At 71.8% G+C, this 17,566-nt stretch carries 15 protein-coding genes and 1 pseudogene; 10 read left to right on the top strand and 6 right to left on the bottom strand.

All coding sequences use genetic code 11. The features are described from left to right. Window positions 1-106: 106 nt before the first annotated feature. The 3 genes from R0145_RS00995 to solA all read left to right on the top strand — a co-directional run bounded on the left by R0145_RS00995 (window position 107) and on the right by solA (window position 4,054). Window positions 107-1,561, top strand: a complete 1,455-nt coding sequence (locus R0145_RS00995; RefSeq protein ID WP_317838572.1) for an APC family permease — start codon at window positions 107-109, stop codon at window positions 1,559-1,561. A gap of 29 nt (window positions 1,562-1,590) precedes the next feature. Beyond that, on the top strand, window positions 1,591-2,817 hold the full coding sequence (locus tag R0145_RS00990; protein ID WP_317838571.1) for a tyramine oxidase subunit B: 1,227 nt from the start codon (window positions 1,591-1,593) through the stop codon (window positions 2,815-2,817). 70 nt (window positions 2,818-2,887) lie between these two features. Further along, complete coding sequence (gene solA / locus R0145_RS00985) at window positions 2,888-4,054, top strand: N-methyl-L-tryptophan oxidase (RefSeq protein ID WP_317838570.1); 1,167 nt, start codon at window positions 2,888-2,890, stop codon at window positions 4,052-4,054. A 39-nt stretch (window positions 4,055-4,093) separates the two neighbouring features. Here the strand turns inward: solA and manA are convergent, their stop codons facing one another. Further along, a complete protein-coding gene (manA, locus tag R0145_RS00980; RefSeq protein WP_317838569.1) occupies window positions 4,094-5,272 on the bottom strand; it encodes a mannose-6-phosphate isomerase, class I in 1,179 nt (392 codons plus the stop codon). 142 nt (window positions 5,273-5,414) lie between these two features. Between manA and trxA the strand changes: the two genes are divergently transcribed. Then, a complete protein-coding gene (gene trxA, locus R0145_RS00975; RefSeq protein WP_317838568.1) occupies window positions 5,415-5,816 on the top strand; it encodes a thioredoxin in 402 nt (133 codons plus the stop codon). A gap of 21 nt (window positions 5,817-5,837) precedes the next feature. Here trxA and R0145_RS00970 read toward each other — a convergent pair whose 3' ends face one another. Further along, window positions 5,838-6,584 carry a GNAT family N-acetyltransferase gene (locus tag R0145_RS00970; protein ID WP_317838567.1) on the bottom strand — a complete coding sequence of 249 codons (747 nt, stop codon included), beginning with the start codon at window positions 6,582-6,584 and terminating at the stop codon, window positions 5,838-5,840. A gap of 383 nt (window positions 6,585-6,967) precedes the next feature. Here R0145_RS00970 and R0145_RS00965 point away from each other — a divergent pair, with 383 nt between their 5' ends. Next, on the top strand, window positions 6,968-9,466 hold the full coding sequence (locus tag R0145_RS00965) for a LuxR C-terminal-related transcriptional regulator (RefSeq protein WP_317838566.1): 2,499 nt from the start codon (window positions 6,968-6,970) through the stop codon (window positions 9,464-9,466). Between the two features lie 20 nt (window positions 9,467-9,486). Here R0145_RS00965 and R0145_RS00960 read toward each other — a convergent pair whose 3' ends face one another. Together R0145_RS00960 and R0145_RS00955 are read right to left on the bottom strand one after the other, a co-directional pair. Beyond that, window positions 9,487-9,903, bottom strand: coding sequence for an META domain-containing protein (locus R0145_RS00960; protein WP_317838565.1), 417 nt, complete (start codon window positions 9,901-9,903; stop codon window positions 9,487-9,489). Window positions 9,904-9,948: 45 nt separating this feature from the next. After that, the gene (locus R0145_RS00955) at window positions 9,949-10,485 is read right to left on the bottom strand and encodes an HdeD family acid-resistance protein (RefSeq protein ID WP_317838564.1); all 537 of its coding nucleotides are present in this window, start codon (window positions 10,483-10,485) and stop codon (window positions 9,949-9,951) included. A 161-nt stretch (window positions 10,486-10,646) separates the two neighbouring features. Here R0145_RS00955 and dhaK point away from each other — a divergent pair, with 161 nt between their 5' ends. From dhaK to R0145_RS00930, 5 genes and pseudogenes are all read left to right on the top strand, one after another. Further along, window positions 10,647-11,651 (top strand): dihydroxyacetone kinase subunit DhaK, encoded by a 1,005-nt coding sequence (dhaK, locus tag R0145_RS00950; RefSeq protein WP_317838563.1) that lies wholly within the window; start codon window positions 10,647-10,649, stop codon window positions 11,649-11,651. 2 nt (window positions 11,652-11,653) lie between these two features. Continuing rightward, window positions 11,654-12,289, top strand: a complete 636-nt coding sequence (gene dhaL, locus R0145_RS00945; RefSeq protein ID WP_317838562.1) for a dihydroxyacetone kinase subunit DhaL — start codon at window positions 11,654-11,656, stop codon at window positions 12,287-12,289. A 42-nt stretch (window positions 12,290-12,331) separates the two neighbouring features. Next, a complete protein-coding gene (locus R0145_RS00940; protein ID WP_317838561.1) occupies window positions 12,332-13,165 on the top strand; it encodes an HPr family phosphocarrier protein in 834 nt (277 codons plus the stop codon). Between the two features lie 32 nt (window positions 13,166-13,197). Then, the gene (locus tag R0145_RS00935) at window positions 13,198-14,235 is read left to right on the top strand and encodes a GNAT family protein (RefSeq protein ID WP_317838560.1); all 1,038 of its coding nucleotides are present in this window, start codon (window positions 13,198-13,200) and stop codon (window positions 14,233-14,235) included. Between the two features lie 103 nt (window positions 14,236-14,338). Beyond that, window positions 14,339-15,079 (top strand): annotated as a pseudogene (locus tag R0145_RS00930) (slipin family protein); the annotation flags it as partial. Window positions 15,080-15,285: 206 nt separating this feature from the next. Here R0145_RS00930 and R0145_RS00925 read toward each other — a convergent pair. After that, complete coding sequence (locus tag R0145_RS00925; protein WP_317838559.1) at window positions 15,286-15,927, bottom strand: vWA domain-containing protein; 642 nt, start codon at window positions 15,925-15,927, stop codon at window positions 15,286-15,288. A gap of 37 nt (window positions 15,928-15,964) precedes the next feature. Then, window positions 15,965-17,512 carry an Hsp70 family protein gene (locus R0145_RS00920; RefSeq protein ID WP_317838558.1) on the bottom strand — a complete coding sequence of 516 codons (1,548 nt, stop codon included), beginning with the start codon at window positions 17,510-17,512 and terminating at the stop codon, window positions 15,965-15,967. Between the last annotated feature and the right edge of the window lie 54 nt (window positions 17,513-17,566).

Below are 17,566 nucleotides of genomic sequence, written 5' to 3'. Positions count from 1 at the left end.
GAATCCGCTCACCCGATCCGCGCGGCCGGGCCGGTCTCATTTGGACGACGTGCTGGATTCACCGCACGGGGGCCGGCTGAAACACACCCCGCCGAGCATCGTCGGCATGACATCACTCGCACCGGACACGGCGACCACCACCGCCGAACATCGCCTGACAGGTTCCCTCGGGCCCGGCCCGATCGTGTTCATGGTCGTCGCCGCCGCCGCACCGCTCACCGTCATCGCCGGCGGCGCACCGCTCGGCATCCTGCTCGGCAACGGCCCCGGCTACCCGGCGATGTTCGCCGCCGTGGCCCTGGTCCTGCTGCCCTTCTCCGTCGGCCTCAGCACGATGAGCCGGCTGGTACCCAAGCCCGGCGCCTTCTTCACCTACGTCGGCTACGGGCTCGACCGCCGCTGGGGCCTGGGCGCGGCCTACCTCGCGCTGCTCACCTACACGGCCGTCCAGGTCGCCGTGTACGCGTACCTGGGCTTCAGTCTCAACATGACGATCACCGCCCTGGGCGGCCCGGAGCTGCCCTGGTGGCTCTACACCCTGGCCGTGATCGGCCTGGTCGGCTACCTCGGCTACCGCCACATTGAGCTGAGCTCCAAGGTGCTCGGCCTGCTGCTGATCGGGGAGATCCTGATCGTGCTCGCGCTGGGCGTCGCGGTGATCGCGACCGGCGGTGCCGAGGGACTGTCCCTGGCCCCGTTCGCCCCCGCCAATGTCGTCTCCGGCGCCCCGGGCGTGGGGCTGATGTTCGCCGCCGCCGGCTTCATCGGCTTCGAGTCCACCGCCATCTACCGCGACGAGGCGCGGCAGCCGGAACGGACCATCCCCCGGGCGACGTACGCCGCGGTCATCCTGATCGGCGTCTTCTACACCTTCGGCGCCTGGGTGCTGGTGATGGCCGAGGGCCCGAGCAAGGTGCTCGAGATCGCCGCCCAGGACCCCGGCGCGATGGTGATCAACGTGACCGCCGCCTACCTCGGCCCGATCGGCGGCGCCATCGTCAACGTCCTGCTGCTCACCTCGCTGTTCGCCTGCGTACTGTCCTTCCACAACGTCATCGCCCGGTACCAGCACTCGATGGCGCACGCCGGCACCCTCCCGGCGGTCCTCAAGGGCGTGCACCCGGTGCACGGCTCGCCGTCCCCCTCCTCGCTGGCCCAGACCGTCACCACCGCCGTCCTCGTCGTCGTCCTCGCGGTCGCCGGACTCGACCCGGTGCTCGCCGTCTTCACCTGGCTGTCCGGGGTCGCCACCCTCGGCGTGGTCGTGCTGATGGCACTGACCTCGCTGGCCGTGATGGTCTTCTTCGCCCGGCACCGCGACGTCGTCGGCTCGGTCTGGGAGACCCGGATCCTGCCCGCCGTCGGGCTGATCGGCCTGGTCGTGATGACCGCTCTGATCGTCGCGTACTTCCCGGTCCTGGTCGGCGGGGGCGGCGCGCTCACGGTCGGGCTGATCGCCACCGTCCCGCTGGCCCTGGCCGGCGGCTATGCGCAGGCCCTGCATCTGCGGGCCCGGAAGCCCGAGCTGTACGCCGACCTCACCGACCACATCTCCGCCTGACCCGCACGCCTGACCGCACAGGAGCAGCCATGACCACGACCGTGATCCGCACCACCGCCCCGGACTCCACCCCGACCGGCACCGTTCCGGCCCCCGCGACCGCCCCCGCCGGCACCGCCGCGCCGTCGACCGCGATCGACTTCCGTTACCTCTCCGAACAGGACATGATCGCCGCCGGGGTCACCGACATGGCCGCCTGCGTCGACACCATGGAGGAGATGTTCGCCCTGCTCGCCACCGGCGACTACCGGATGGCCGGGGCCAACAACGACTCACACGGCGCGATGGTCACCTTCCCCGACGAGTCGCCGTTCCCGACCATGCCGGCCAACACCGCCGACCGCCGGTTCATGGCGATGCCCGCCTACCTGGGCGGCTCCTTCGGCACCACCGGCGTGAAGTGGTACGGCTCCAACAAGGACAACCGGGCCAAGGGTCTGCCCCGGTCGATCCTGATGTTCACCCTGAACGACACCGACACCGGCGCCCCACTGGCCTTCATGTCGGCCAACCTGCTGTCCGCCTACCGCACCGGCGCGGTGCCCGGGGTCGGCGCCCGGCACCTGGCCCGGCCCGATGCGGAGGTCGTCGGCATCGCCGGCCCGGGCGTGATGGCCCGGACCGCGCTGCAGGCCTTCCTCGTCGCCTGCCCCGGCATCCACACCGTCAAGGTCAAGGGCCGCGGTGCGGCGAGCCTGGCCGCCTTCATCGACTGGATCGGCACCGAGCTGCCCCAGATCACCACCGTCACCGTGGTCGACGAGCTGGCGGACGTGGTGCGCGGCTCCGACATCGTCACCTACTGCACCTCCGGGGAGGAGGGTGACCCCAGTAGCTACCCACTGGTCAAGCGGGAGTGGGTCAAGCCGGGCGCCTTCCTGGTGATGCCGTCGCTGTGCGAGATCGACGAGGGCATGGAGGCCGCCGACGTCCGCAAGGTCGTCGACGCGTCCGGCCTGTACGAGGCCTGGGCCGAGGAGACGGTCGGTCCCACCCACCACTCCATCCCGATCATCGGCTGCAAGTTCACCGACATGATCGAGGACGGCCGGATGACCCGCGACCAGATGGAGGACATCGGCCGGATCGTCATCGGCGAGCTGCCCGGCCGCCGCGACGACGACGAGATCGTGCTGATGTCGGTCGGCGGCATGCCGGTCGAGGACGTCGCCTGGGGCACCACGGTCTACCGCCGGGCGCTGGAGCTGGGCATCGGCACCCCGCTGAACCTGTGGGACACCCCGGAGCTGGCATGACGGACGCCGGCCGTACGTACGGAACATCCGGATCACACACATCACACGCAACGCACGGACGGAGGACACGATGAGCAGCGACAGCACGGTGACGGACGTCGACGTGGCCGTCATCGGAGTGGGGACGATGGGGTCGATGGCGCTGTGGCGCCTCAGCCGGCGCCCCGGGCTGAGGGTGCTGGGGATCGAGCAGTACGGTCCCGCCCACACCCACGGATCGTTCAGCGGGGAGTCCCGGCTCTACCGGGCGGCGGCCAAGGAGGGCCAGCTCTACATCCCCGCCCTGCTGGAGGCCCGCCGGCTGTGGCAGGAGCTCGAGGCCGAGTCGGGCCGGAGCATCCTGCTGCCGGTCGGGGCGCTGAGCGTGGGGCCGGCGGGCCACCAGGACCTGGAGTCCACCCTCCGCTCGATCCGGGCGTACGACCTGCCGCACCGCCTCCTCGACGCCGACGGGTTGCGGGCGGAGTTCCCACAGTTCGCCGTCCGCGCCGAGGACATCGGCATCCTCGACGAACTGGGCGGCGGGCTCCGCCCGGAGGTGGCGGTGATGACCGCCACCGAGCAGGCCGTCGCCGCGGGCGCCGAGGTGCGCTACCACACCGAGGTGCTCAGCCTGGCCGAGGACGCCGACGGGGTGACCGTCACCACCAGCGCCGGAACCGTCCGGGCGGCCCGGGTGGTGGTCACCGCCGGGTCGTGGACCACCCGGGTGCTGCCGGAGCTGCACTCCCTGCTGCACGTCGAGGCGTACGCCCTGACCTGGTTCATGCCGCGCCACATCGACCGGTTCACCCCGGACCGGCTGCCGGTGTTCATGCGGGACCTGGACGGGGTGCACGCCTTCGGCGCGCCGAGCCTGGACGGCTACAGCATCAAGATGTGCCCGAAGATCGACTGGGACCCGATCGACCACCCGTCACAGCTGCCGGCCCGGATCACCCCGGAGCAGCTGGCCTGGGCCGGGGAGCAGGCCCAGCGGATGATGCCCGATCTGGTCCCGGACCCGGTCCGCTGGTCGATCCACCACGACTCGGTGACCCCGGACCACGTTCCGGTGATCGACCGGGTCGGCACCGGCCGGATCGTCGTCGCGGCCGGCATGTCCGGCAACGGGTTCAAGTTCGCGCCGGCGTACGGCGCGGTGCTGGCCGACCTGGCCACCGAGGGCGCCTCGCCGTGGCAGCACCCGATGTTCACCCTCGCCGGCCACCTGGACCGGGCGGGCGCGGCGGTCTGAACGACCGACACGGCCCAGGCCTGGCGGCCGGCGCGGCAACTACCCGCCGATCGAGGTGAGGAAGCCGAGCCCCTCGCCGGTGACCTGCACCGCTTCGCCCGCCGCGAGGAACACCGCCTCCCCACTGCGGAGGCGGTGTTCCTCGCCATCGCGGGTCAGCCGGCAGGCGCCGCGTACGGTCAGGAAGATCCGCGGGCTGTCGGTGGCCGGCAGCGTCCGGGCCGCCGCCGACGGGTCCACCCGCCACAGCGCGAAGTGCGGCGCCGGGGTCAGGTAGCGGCTCACCCCGTCGCCGACCGACTCGACCGGGACCAACGTCGGGACCGACGGCCGCGGGTCGACCACCTCGGTCAGCCCCTGCAGATCGATGTGTTTGGGGGTCAGCCCACCGCGGACGACGTTGTCCGACGAAGCCATCACCTCGACCCCGGTGCCGGACAGGTAGGCGTGCATCACCCCGGCGGGCACGTAGAGGGCCTGCAGCGGCTCCAGCCGCCGCCGGTTCATCAGCAGCGCGACGACGATCCCCGGGTCGCCGGGGTACTCCCGGCCCAGCCGGGCCACGGTGTCGCGGGCATCGGCCACCTCCCGCTCATCACCGAGCCGGGTCCGATCCGCCGCCCGGTCCGCATCCGCCGCCAGCGCAGCAACAAGCACCGGGTCCCCGTCGGTCAGCAGATCCCGGACGATCGCCACCAGATCGACATCCTCGGCGTCCAGTCGGCTCGCGAGACCGTCGGCGGCCTCTCCGCCGAGCGCCCGCAGGATCGCGGCGCTGCGCCGCGGGTCGCGGAACCCGTACAGGGCCTCGAAGGGCTCCAGCGCAACCATGATCTCCGGCTTGGGCCAGTCGTCCCTGTACGTCCGAGCCGGATCGCCGAGCGCGACGCCCGCCCCGTTCTCCCGGACGAACCCCTCGCGGGCCTGCGCGGCGGTGGGGTGCACCTGCAGCGACAGCGCCCGGGCGGCGCTCAGCAGTTTCATCAGGAACGGCAACCGATCGCCGAACACCTGCCGCGAGCGCTCCCCCAGCACCGCGGGATCGGCGGCGATCGCGGCGTCCAGGCCCACGCCGTCGACGGTCGCCGGGCCGGCGGGATGAGCTCCCAGCCAGTACTCGGCGTACGGTTCCCCGGTCGGTCTCTGCCCCAGCAGTGCCGGGATGCGGTCCGTCGTCCCCCAGACGTAGTTCTTCACGGATCCGCGCAGGTTGTGCATCGATCGGTACCTTTCCGTCGCCCGTCGGCTCTCAGATCCCGGCCAGCATACGGGAGCCGGCACCGACCCTCTGAGAGATAAATACCCCTAGGGGTATCTGCTAGACTGACGGAGAACTGACCGACGAAGGGGGATGGACCCGATGGCGACACTGCAACTGACGGCGGAGAACTTCGAGGAGACGGTGCTCGAGGAGGGCATCACGTTCGTGGACTTCTGGGCCGCCTGGTGTGGACCGTGCCGCGCCTTCGCGCCGGTGTTCGAGAAGGCGTCCGGAGTGCACCCGGAGATGCGCTTCGGCAAGGTGGACACCGAGGCCGAGCAGGGCCTGGCGATGGCCGCACAGATCTCCTCGATCCCGACACTGATGGCGTTCCGGGACGGGATCCTGGTGTTCCGCCAGGCCGGCGCCCTGCCGGCCAAGGCGTTCGACGAGCTGATCGCCGCAGTCGAGGCCCTCGACATGGCCGACATCCGGGCCCAGATCGCCGCCGAACAGGCCGAGGCCACCGAACCGGCGACCGAGTCCCCCACCCGGGCCTGAGGTCACCGTCGATGGGATCGATCACCCGGGGGTAGCCGGCGGGAGCCGTTCCCATTCCGTCATCGGCAGCAGGTCGCGGTCGAGATCCACCTCGGCCGCGGCCGCCAACACCGCCTGCACGGCCGGATCCGCCAGCGCCTCGCCCCCCTCGCACGCGGTGTAGTACTCGGCGAGGAACCGGGGCAACAGACCCGGGGTGGGCGTGCCCTGCCGGTCGAGACGGATCAGGAACATGCCGCCGACGCGTCCCGCCCCCGGTTGCAGCTCCGGCTGGACGAAGGACAGCGGCAGTAACCGGGCACCGTGACGCCCGTAGAACTGCAGCCGGGCGACCGGATCGCCCGTCGCGAGGGTCCCGGGCCACACCCGAGGGTCGTCCACCTCACCGAGCACGACCGCCCCGGGCCAGCTGTCCTCGAGTTGGCGGGCAGCATGGTCGAGCAACTGTGCCCCGATGCCGCCGCCGCGGGCCTCGGACGACACGGCGAGGTGCGTCAACAGCAGCACCCGGCCGTCGACGTACGCCTCGCACAGGTGGATGCCGAGCGGCTGTCCGCCCCTCAGCAGCACCCCGGAGGGCGCCGGGCCCTCGCCCGCGTAGAGCCGCAGTACATCACCGATGCTGACCAACTCCTCGGGACGGAACGAGGGCCGCAGCAGGGTGTCGTACACGGCGATGATCTCGGCGGTGGTGAGGGCCGCGAGCGGACGGATGTCGGACGCGCTGTCGCCCGCACCGGCAGGCGGGGTGGTGTCAGGGGAGGTCACGGTGGGTCCTTCCGGCCGAGGGCTCCCCTCCACTGTGCCAGTCCGGTCCGACAGTCTCAGCCGATCCGGACGGTCCCCGGGCCCGACGGTCTCGGGCCGGAGCGACTACCCCAGGCCGAGCAGCACCGCCTTGGCCGCGGTGAACTCCTCGGCGGTGAGCAGACTCTGCTGATGCAGGGCGGCGCGGGACATCCCCGCAGCGGGGGATGTCAGCGTGTCCGGCACATCACCGGAGACCCGGACCTCTCCACGGTCTAGGCTGACGGCACGTCAGCCAGCGGCAGGAGAGCTCCTTGGCGACAGCACCATCGTCGGAGACGCACTCGGATCCGCGGCTCAGCATTCCACCCCCGCCGGTCCATTTCCTGCCCCGCCCCAGAGTGGTGGCAGCTCTGGAACGTGCCGCGGCGAAGCCCATCGTCCTCGTCACCGGTCCGGCCGGCGCCGGCAAGACCACCGCCGTCGCGTCGTGGGTCCGGGACGGTCCGCGACCCGGCCGAGTCGCCTGGCTGTCGATGAGTCCCACCGATGCCGACCCCGCCGACTTCGCCGCCGCCCTCCGGCGGGCGGCCGGCCTCCACCCAGGCCCGGCGCCCGAGCTGCGCACCGGACTGGTGGCCGGCCTCGGCCGGGGTGGGGTGTTGGTGCTCGACGACATCCTCACCGGCGAGCGCGCACCCGCGCTGCTCGACGAGCTGCTGCGCTGGCCTCCGGACGGGGTGCACGTGGTGGTGATCAGCCGGAACGGCCCGCCCCCGGCCCTCCGCCAGCACCGGCTCGCCGGCCGACTCGGGATCCTCGGCTCGGCGGAACTGGCCTTCACCCCCGCCGAGCTGGAGCAGTTCCTCGGGCAGGAGGACATCCCGCACACCGAGGCCGCGGCCTCCCGGCTGCTCGATCTCACCGAGGGCTGGCCCGGGCCGCTGCTGCTGGCCACCCAGGAGGCCGGCTCCCACCGGACCGTCGACCCCGACCTGGTCGCGGCGCATCTCGCGGACCCCGGCTCGCTCATCGCCGGATACCTGCACCACGAGGTGCTGGCACCGCTCCCGGAAGCCGACCGGGAACTGCTGACCCGCACCTCGATCGTTGCCGAGATAGACCCCGCGCTCGCCCGTACGCTGGTGGACCGCGACGTCAGCGAAGCGTTCACCGATCTGGCGGACCGCGAGCTGCTGGTCCCCGCAGCGACCGCCGGCCGCCTCCGGCAGCGGCCGCTGGTGGCCCGGATGCTCGCCGCCCGGCTGCAGGCCGACCGGCCGGCGCTGAACCGCCGGCTGCGTCGGCTCGCCATGGTCCGGCAGGAGGAGGGCAGCGAACCGCTGGCAGCCCTCACCCAGGCGATCGAGGACGAGGACTGGATCTTCGCCGGTGAGCTCGCCCTGCGGTCGTCGGCACCGGCGATCCTGCTCGTCGACCGCGGTCAGCTGGCCCGACTGTTGGAGCGGGTCCCGCCGGAGCAGGCCTTCGGCAACCCCGAGCTGGAGATCGGCCGCGCCATCGTGGCCTTCACCCGACGGGACGCCCTCGCCGTCCGCACCTTGCTAGCCCGGGCGGAGCCGGAGCTGGCCACCCTGCCGGAGCCCCGCCGGTCGATCGCCACCCTGGCGGCCCGGGTCCTGCTGGCGTCCCAGGCGTACCGCGAGGGCGACGCCGCGCTGATGGTGCGGAGCGCCGAGGACGCCGACCGGCTGCTGTCCGGCCTCAGCGCGGCCGACACGCCGATTTGGGCGCACAACCGCGGGATCCCGCGCAGCCTGCTGGCGGTCGGCGAGGTCTGGGTCGGGCACCCCACCCGAAGCCTCGAACTGCTCCCCGCCAGCATCGTCGGCTACCCGAACGCCGAGATGGCCGGCTACGTGAAGACCTACTACACGGCCCAGTTGGCCGTCGCCGAGGCCGGTGCCGGGCTCTTCACCCGAGCGCGGGCCTCGGCGGAAATGTGCATCGCCGCCGCAGAAGGGGCCGGCGACCGGATCGGCCACGAGACCCAGGGGGCCTGGCTGGCCCTGGCGATGGCCGCGATCGCGCGGGCGGACCCGGCCGCCGCCCGGGATGCCATCGGGCGGGGGCGGGCCGCCGCCGGACCGCAGCTGCATCCGCTCATCGGCGCGTCGTTCCACCTGGTCGACGCCTGGGTTTCCCTGCAGCAGGGTGACCTGCCGGGGGCCCGGCGGCAGCTGCGCGGCGCCGACGCCGCGGTGGTCCGCCAGCCGGGGATGACCGCCGTCGCCCATGCCGCGGTCGCCACCCGGGTCGTCCTCGACCTCACTGTCGGGTCCCCGGTCACCGCGGAGGCCGCTGCTCGTACGCTCACCGAGGAACCGCCGACCGACCTGCTCCGGATGGCCCGGGCGGAGGCGGCGCTGGCCGGCGGCCGACCCGATCAGGTGCACGATCTGGTCGCCCCGCTGCTGGACCGCTCCGACGCGTACGGCGCAGCGGCCTGGCTGGCCGAGGCACTGGCCCTGGATGCACAGCGGCAGGACTTCCGGGCCGCCGACGCCCTCACCCGGGCCCTCGACCTCGCCGCACCGGAGGGCCTGCTGCTCCCCTTCCTCCGCCCGGACCGGCGCCTGCGGGCCGCCCTGTCCCGTCACCTGGCGGTGGTCGGCAGCCACCGGGAGCTGGTCGAACGGGTGTTGGCCGCCGCGGACGCAGCCGGGGAACAGCCGCGGACGTACGAACGGCTGACCGAGCGGGAGCTGTCCGTGCTGGCCCACCTGCCGACGATGCAGTCGAACGCCGAGATCGCCGCAGCGCTGAGCATCTCGGAGAACACGGTGAAACAGCACCTCAAGGTCGTTTACCGCAAGCTCGGCGTACGGAACCGGCGCGACGCCGTCCGGGTCGCCGGCACGCTCGGCCTGCTGCCCGGGTGACCCCCCCCCGGGAGGCCGGATCAGGCGGCGGTGCGGACGTAGCGGAGCAGTTCGGCGCCCGAGGCGTCGCTGATCGTCAACGTGTCATCGACAACGCCCCAGTGTGCCGCCGCCTCCAGGGTCTGCAGGTAGCCGGCTTCCTGGGTCATCACCGCCGGCGGCTCACAGGCCATCAGCGTGGAGGCGAGCAGGCTCACCTTGAGGGTGTCCCCGCTCGCCACCGCCCCGCCGTGGTAGCGGTTGCAGCCACCCGACCCGGAGACGGTGCCGTCCGCGGCAAAGACGGCGGTGACCGCCGGAGCGGCCGCGACGGACGTCCCGCGGAGGCTCTCCAGCCGCCAGGTGGGACCGATCAGGGCGGAGGTGTCGCCGGCCGGCGCACAGCCGAGCAGCGGCAGGACGGCGAGCAGGGTCGCCGCCAGGAGACGGAGCTTCATGTCAGCGTCCTTCCGGGGACGACGATCCCGTCGGTCATCACGGCCTCAGTCCTCGGAGTCCGCCGGGTGCAGCCGCCCCACGACGACCAGCGACAGCCCCTCGAGCAGGACCTGGACGCCGAGCAGGATGCCGATCAACTGGGTCGAGGCGGCGCCCAGGTTGAACAGGACGTAGAGGCCGAGGAGCACCGAGACCAGCCCGCTGATCATCAGCAGCCAACGGCCGGCGGGCAGCACCCAGCCGAGGATCACCCGGGTCAGCCCACTGCTCAGCAGCAGCGCACCGACGATGAGGGTGAACGCGACTGCTCCGGCGGCCGGGTTGCGCATGATGAACAGGCCGATGACGGTCAGCACCGCACCGCCGAGCACCGGCGACCACGAACCGCCCGAGCGGAGCCGGAACAGGGCGCCGACCAGCAAGATCACCCCGGACACCAGGGTGAACCAGCCGATCAACCACACCGACACCGCGGTGGCGAGCGCGGCATCGCCGAGCAGGACCAGACCGGCGATGGCCAGGGCGATCCCCAGGATCACGTCCCAGCCGGTCCTCTTCACCGTGACGGCGGCTGCGGTCATGTCGTCCTCCCCGTTCGCTGCGATCCACGTCACCCGTACGGATCCAGTGTCCGTCGGTCGGGTCACTCCGGACATCCCCCGCGACGGGTGATCCGCGCACCGCCGACCTCCGGCCCACCCACCCCCTGACAACCGGGCCGGAGGGGCGTTGGATGGGTGCCATGAAGAAGTTCATCAACGCGCCGGAGGACGTCGTCGCCGAAGCACTGCGGGGATTTGCGGCAGCGTACGCCGGCCGGGTCCGCGTCGACCACGAGCTGGCCACTGTCTACCGCGCCGACAGGCCGTTGCTGGGCACCGTCGGGCTGGTCTCCGGCGGCGGGTCGGGGCACGAACCGCTGCACGCCGGCTACGTCGGTCACGGCATGCTGTCGGCCGCCTGCTGCGGGCAGATCTTCACCTCCCCCGTCCCCGACCAGGTGCTCGCCGCGACCCGGCAGGTCGACGCCGGGGCGGGGGTGCTGCACCTGGTGAAGAACTACACCGGCGACGTGATGAACTTCGAGATGGCCGCGGAACTGGCCGCCGACGAGGGCGGGGTCGAGATCGCCACGGTCGTCCTCGACGACGACGTGGCGGTGCAGGACTCCACCTGGACCGCCGGGCGGCGCGGCACCGGTGCCACCGTGTTCGCCGAGAAGCTCGCCGGCGCGGCCGCCGAGGAGGGCCGGCCACTCGCCGAGGTCGCCGCGATCGCCCGCCGGGTGAACGAGAACGCCCGCAGCATGGGGATGGCGCTGACCCCGTGCACCCCACCGAGCGCCGGCCGGCCGAACTTCACCCTGGCCGAGGACGAGATGGAGCTGGGCGTCGGCATCCACGGCGAGCCCGGCCGGGCCACCGTCCCGCTCACCCCCGCCGCCGAGATCGCCGACCAGCTGCTCACCCCGATCCTCGCCGACCTGCCGTTCTCCCGCGGCGACGAGGTGCTGGCGCTGGTCAACGGCATGGGCGCCACCCCGCTGATCGAGCTCTACCTGATGTACGGCGAGGTGCAGCGGATCCTCGAGGGGCACGGCGTACGGGTCGTCCGGCCGCTGGTCGGCAACCAGATCACCTCCCTCGACATGGCCGGCTGCTCGGTCACCCTGCTGCGCGCCGACGACGAGCTGGTCCGGCTCTGGGACGCCCCGGTGGACACCCCGGCGCTGCGCTGGGGGCGGTGAGCATGGCCACCGACACCACGACCCTGGACGTCGCCGGGCTGACCGCCTGGCTGCGGGCGTACGCCACCCTGATCGCCGAGCACGAGACGGAACTCACCGATCTCGACGCCGCCATCGGCGATGCCGACCACGGCACCAACATGGCCCGCGGCATGCGATCGGTCGGCGCGCTGCTCGCCGACCAGACCTTCGACACCCTCGACGCGCTCGCCAAGAGGGTCGGGATGGCCCTGGTGAGCTCGGTCGGCGGAGCCAGCGGGCCGCTGTACGGGACGTTCTGGCTGCGGTTCGCCCAGCCCCTGGCCGGGCTGGCCGCGGCCGATGCCGCGCAGCTGGGCCGTGCCCTGCACGCCGGGGTGGAGGGCGTACGCCAGCGCGGGAAAGCGGAGGCCGGGGACAAGACGATGCTCGACGCGCTGTTGCCGGCCCTCGAGGCGTACGACACGGCGCTCGCCGCCGGCGCCGATCTCGCCGGCGCGCTGGCCCGGGCGGCGGACGCCGCGGACGCCGGCTGCGCGGCCACCATCCCGCTGGTCGCCCACAAGGGCCGGGCCAGCTATCTCGGCGAGCGCAGTGCCGGCCACCAGGACCCGGGTGCCACCAGCGCCGCGCTGCTGCTGCGCGCCGCGGTGGCCTGAGCAACCGCCCCGCGGACCGGGGCACCGAGAGGAAGGTCGACGATGATCGGGATGGTGGTGGTGTCGCACAGCCGGCCGCTGGCCGAGGCAGCGGTGGCGTTGGCCACGACGACGGTGACGGCCGGGAGGAGGCCAGCGATCGCGGTCGCTGCGGGGGTCACCACCGAGGGCGCCGGAGCCGGCGACGGGGTGGCGTACGGCACCGATGCGCTCGCCGTCGCCGAGGCGATCGCGGCGGCCGATTCTCCCGACGGGGTGCTGGTGCTGATGGACATCGGGTCGTCGGTGCTCAGCGCGCAGCTGGCGGTGGAGTTCCTCGACGAGGACGCCGCGGCGCGGGTGCTGCTGTGTTCCGCGCCGCTGGTCGAGGGGCTGATCGCTGCGGTGGTGACGGCCGCCGGCGGCGCCTCGCTGGACGTCGTGGCGGCGCAGGCGCGGGCCGGGCTCCGCGCCAAGCAGGAACTCCTCGGCGACACAGCCCTCGACGGTGGCACGGCCCTCGATGCCGTGCCCCTCGACACCGCGGCCTCCGCACCACCGGCCGCCCTGAACATCACCCTGATCAGCCCGGTCGGGTGGCACCTGCGTCCGGCAGCCCGCCTGGTGGCACTCGTCCAGGCGTACGACGCCGAGGTGACCATCGCCGATCTGGCCCGCGACGGCGAACCGGTCGACGCCGCCAGCCTCACCGACCTGCTGTTGCTCGACGCCGTCCGCGGCGACACCCTCCGGGTGGCGGCCACCGGACCCCAGGCCGGTGAGGTCGTCGACGCGATCGGCCGGCTGGCGGCGACCGGATTCGGCGACCTCGAGTCGTCGCCCGCCCCACGTCCGCTCGACGACGGGGCCGACGGTCGGGTCGACCACGGCGGGTGAGCCGATGCACGTCGTCACCGACACTGGGTGACATGACACTGTCCAGGTACGACCACCGCGACGACGATGCGATCGCCGAGGCCTGCGCGATCCTGCGGGCGGCCGGCCGGGTCGACGCCCCGTGGGAACACCCCATCACGCCCTATCGGCACCGGATGCTCGTCCGCCACGGGCTGGAGGGAGAGCCGGCCACCGCCTACCTGCTGCGGACCGGCGACGGCCCGGCGGTCGGGGTGGCCGAGCTGTTCGTCAGCCACTGGGACAACCCCTCGGTCGGCTGGGCACGGCTCATCGTCGACCCGCGGCACCGCCGCCGCGGCCATGGGCGCACCGGCCTGCGGGACCTGCTCGCGGAGGCCCGGCGCCACCACCTCACCCACCTCACGCTCGAGGCGTACGACACCCCGGCCGCGCAACGGCTCGGCACCGGAGCCGGCTTCCGGGAGGTCTACCGCGAGACGACCCGGCTGCTCGAGCTGGACCGGATCGCCCCGGCGACGCTGACGGACCTGACCGCGGAGGCGGTGCCGTACGCCGGCGACTACGAACTGCTCCGCCTCGCCGGGGCGACCCCCGAACCCCTGCTCGCCCCGCTCGCCGAACTGACCGGAGTGATCAACGACGCCCCCACCGACGACCTGGTCTGGGAACCCGAGGTGTTCCCGGTGCAGCGGATCCGCGAGGCCGAGACGGCCCAGCTCGCCGGCGGCTGGCGCCCGTACCGGGTGATCGCCCGGCGGCGCGACTCGGGCGAGCTCGCCGGCCACACCAAGGTACTGGTCGACGCCGAGGATCCCACCGCGGCGATCCAGCTCGACACCGCCGTCGCCGGCGCCCACCGCGGTCACCGCCTCGGGCTGGTGCTCAAGACCGAGATGATGCGCTGGCTGCTCGCGGACGAGCCCGGCGTCCACCAGCTGGTGACGAGCAACGCATCGTCCAACGGCCCGATGATCGCGGTGAACGAGCGGCTGGGCTACCGGCCGGTGGCGGACCTGGTCTATTTCCAAGGCACCGTCGACCTCCAAGGCGCCGATGACCTCGGCCGCGCCGGGGACCCGGAGCCCTGAGGAGACCCCAAGACGGCGCCACGACGGGACCCGTCCGATGGCACGGCCCGGTGGAACAATTGAGCAGGACCCCATCCGGGGGCCCTGAAACCTAGGACATCAGATGACCAGCGGAACCATCGTCCTCATCCTCGTCATCATCCTGGCCCTGCTACTGCTGGCGGCCTCGATCCGGGTCCTCCCGGAGTACCAACGCGGTATCGTCTTCCGGCTGGGCCGGGTGCGGCCCATCTACAACGCCGGGCTGCGCTTCCTGATCCCCTTCGTCGACCGGCTGGTCCGGGTCGACATGCGCGTGATCACCCACACCATCCCGACCCAGGAGATCATCACCAGCGACAACGTCTCTGCCAGAGTGAACGCCGTCGTACTGTTCCGGGTGATCGACCCAGCGCGAGCGATCCTCGAGGTGGAACAGTTCCAGGTCGCCACGTCCCAGATCGCCCAGACCACCCTGCGGTCGCTGCTCGGCCGGGTCGATCTCGACCGTCTGCTGGCCCACCGCGAGGACCTCAACATCGACCTACGAGCCCGGATGGACGAGCGGACGAAGCCCTGGGGCGTCGAGGTGCGCGTCGTGGAGATCAAGGACGTCGAGCTGCCCGAGGGCATGCAGCGCGCGATGGCGCGGCAGGCCGAGGCCGAGCGGGAACGTCGGGCCAAGGTGATCAACGCCCACGGTGAGCTGCAGGCCTCGACGGAACTGCGCAAGGCCGCCGAAACCCTATCCGCCAGCCCCGCCTCACTCCAGCTGCGCTACCTGCAGACGCTGCTCGAGATCGGCGCCGACCACAACTCCACCATCGTCTTCCCGTTGCCGATGGACCTGGTAATCCCGTTCCTCGGAACGACCCCGAAGCCACCGACCGTCGGGTTCGAACCGCGGCGCGACACCGGGACCGAGACCGGGACCGAGGAAGCGCCGGCCGCCCCCGCCGCACCGGACGCCGAGGTACCGGTGGAGCCGGATACCGAGACTGAGGCGTACGCCGTCTGACCCTGCCGGATCGGATCGGTGTCGGCCCGTCCGGCTCGGCTCGGTGCGCCTGCTCAGGTCTGGGTTCGCCTCCGTACGGCTGTCAGGGCAGCCGACATCGATCGGACGGCTTCGCCGGCCGATTCATAGATGACCCGAGAGCCGGCCGACGGGGAAGGTCCCGTCGGGGAGCCCGTCTCGAGTTTCTGGAATTGCTGGTCGGACCACGACCCCAGGCCCCTCGTCACGAAGCGGATCCCCTCTGCCTTCATCAGCCCCACCTTCGTCAACACGGCGGACTCAGGGCTGATGTCCCCGTCGCCGAAGATCGCGCAGACCCGGTCTCCCTCGAGGGGCCCGAGCACCGAATGGACGTGCTCCAGACAAGGGATCAGGTCGTTTCCTCCCGACGCTTGCCCCTTGGACAGGAATTCCTCCAAGGACTTACGCGCCCGCGACGGCTCATGCAGACACTCGACTCTGCTGTTCCAGAATACGATCCCGACCGAGTAATTTTCGGCGAGCCCCGTGGCGACGAACTCCCGGGCCCCCTCCTTGGCGTCGGCCAACGGAGCTCCGAACATGGAGCCGCTGCAGTCGATGCAGAGGATCACCGTCCCGGAGAACCGAGCCGCCCATGCCTCCAAGGCCGGCCCGGGCGGATATTGCGTCAGCCCTGCGTCTCCGAACTCCCGTCTCACCCATGGCTCCGACATGACTGTCCTCTCTCCGCGACCTGCTGCTGAGCCCGGTTCACTGCGCCACGGTGATTCCGCTCAGGGACTCCCGCTGGGCGGTCAGGCTCCGGCCCTCGGTGACCTGGTCGAGGTAGTACTCCAGCTCGACCCGGCTGCCGCTGGTCGGTTCGGTGCCGCTCACCGTGATTCGCCCATCGACCGCGACATCCAGCGCCACGTCGATCGGGGACCCCGCAGGCAGTTCCGCGGTGACGGTGAGCTGGGCGTCGATGACCCGCCGGTTGTGCTGGGGCTCCGGAGAGGGCATCTGGCCAGCCTGCTCCATCACCTGCAGGTGTACCGTAGGTTGCCCTCGTACGATTGTCGCGAACCGCGCTGTGGCATGGGCGGGAAGGGCGGTATTACGATCGATGATGTGCTGCACGATCTGCCGTCGTGCCTGCGGGTCGTACGAGTCATGCAGGAGAACACCCAACGATCGGGGCACGACAGACCGGTAGTCGGCCCGCGTGGGGCTCTTCGCGGTCAGTGTCCCGGCGATGATGGCGGCGCCCTTGGCGACCACCAGGTCGGGGTCGACCAGGCGCGGTGAGACACCCAACTTCTGGCCGAGCGCGGCCGGGATCATCGGCATCCTGGACGAGCCGCCGACGAGGATCACCTCGTCGATCAGCGGGCCTTCCCCGAGACCTGAATCGGTCAGTGCCTGACGGGTGGTGTCGAGCGTCCGCGCCACCAGGTCGGACGTCGCAGCCTCGAATTCACCCCGCTCCACGACGATCGTCTCTGTGTGTCCCCGCCACGACACCGTCACGCGGGCGGTCACCCTGGCGGTCAGGTTCTCTTTGAGCGAGGTGGCGGCCAGAGCGAGCCGGGCCATGGCCTCCTGGTCGTCCCAGAAGTCCTCTCGGGTCTCCTCATCGGCGCCGATCGTCGTGAGAAATCGGGTCCCGACCATGTCGATGAGCCGACTGTCCCAGTCCGCTCCCCCGAGTGCCGAGTCGCCACCCGTCGACATCACGGTCACGCCGCTCCGGCGGCTCTTGAGGACGGTCACGTCGAAGGTTCCCCCGCCGAGGTCGTAGACCAGGATCCGACGGACCGCCCCGGTGTCCCCGAACGCGGCGGCAGCAGCCACGGGCTCGGCCACCAGGTCCAGGACGTCGAGCCCGGCCAGTTCGCCGGCGATGTGGGTGGCTTCCCGTTCCGCGGTCCCGAAGTAGGCGGGCACGGTGATCACCGCCTTGACCGGTACGCCGGGCCCGACCCCGGCACAGGTCCGGGCGTTGTTGACCAGACTGCTGAGGATCAGCGACGAGATGAGCTCGGGGCCGAGAGTCCGCCCCGCGAAACCGAAGACCCGGTCGGTACCCATGCTCCGCTTGACGAGTTCCACGACGGAGTCGGGATGGGTGATGAGTGCGTCCTTCGCCATCTGGCCGACGATCACTGTGTCCCCGCTGAATTGGATGACCGAGGGCACTCGGAAGGATCCGGTGATGGGATCAGGGACGACCAGTGGATCGCCCTGCTGGTGGATCGCCACCACCGAGTAGGTGGTGCCCAGGTCGATCCCGAGCACCAGGTCCGTGTTCTTGGTCATGCCTCACCGTTCCGATCCGCGGTTCCCTTGAGGACGAGGGAGGTGCCCCTCCGT

It is taken from the genome of Raineyella sp. W15-4 (genome assembly GCF_033170155.1).
Classification (GTDB): Bacteria; Actinomycetota; Actinomycetes; order Propionibacteriales; family Propionibacteriaceae; genus Raineyella.
Note: the sequence above shows the minus strand (reverse complement) of the source record. Positions and strands in the feature narration are given on the sequence as shown.

Coding starts and splice junctions, on each gene's coding strand:
- R0145_RS00995 (WP_317838572.1), top strand. CDS start 107: ATGACATCACTCGCACCGGACACGGCGACCACCACCGCCGAACATCGC.
- R0145_RS00990 (WP_317838571.1), top strand. CDS start 1,591: ATGACCACGACCGTGATCCGCACCACCGCCCCGGACTCCACCCCGACC.
- solA (WP_317838570.1), top strand. CDS start 2,888: ATGAGCAGCGACAGCACGGTGACGGACGTCGACGTGGCCGTCATCGGA.
- manA (WP_317838569.1), bottom strand. CDS start 5,272: ATGCACAACCTGCGCGGATCCGTGAAGAACTACGTCTGGGGGACGACG.
- trxA (WP_317838568.1), top strand. CDS start 5,415: ATGGCGACACTGCAACTGACGGCGGAGAACTTCGAGGAGACGGTGCTC.
- R0145_RS00960 (WP_317838565.1), bottom strand. CDS start 9,903: ATGAAGCTCCGTCTCCTGGCGGCGACCCTGCTCGCCGTCCTGCCGCTG.
- R0145_RS00955 (WP_317838564.1), bottom strand. CDS start 10,485: ATGACCGCAGCCGCCGTCACGGTGAAGAGGACCGGCTGGGACGTGATC.
- dhaK (WP_317838563.1), top strand. CDS start 10,647: ATGAAGAAGTTCATCAACGCGCCGGAGGACGTCGTCGCCGAAGCACTG.
- dhaL (WP_317838562.1), top strand. CDS start 11,654: ATGGCCACCGACACCACGACCCTGGACGTCGCCGGGCTGACCGCCTGG.
- R0145_RS00940 (WP_317838561.1), top strand. CDS start 12,332: ATGATCGGGATGGTGGTGGTGTCGCACAGCCGGCCGCTGGCCGAGGCA.
- R0145_RS00935 (WP_317838560.1), top strand. CDS start 13,198: ATGACACTGTCCAGGTACGACCACCGCGACGACGATGCGATCGCCGAG.
- R0145_RS00925 (WP_317838559.1), bottom strand. CDS start 15,927: ATGTCGGAGCCATGGGTGAGACGGGAGTTCGGAGACGCAGGGCTGACG.
- R0145_RS00920 (WP_317838558.1), bottom strand. CDS start 17,512: ATGACCAAGAACACGGACCTGGTGCTCGGGATCGACCTGGGCACCACC.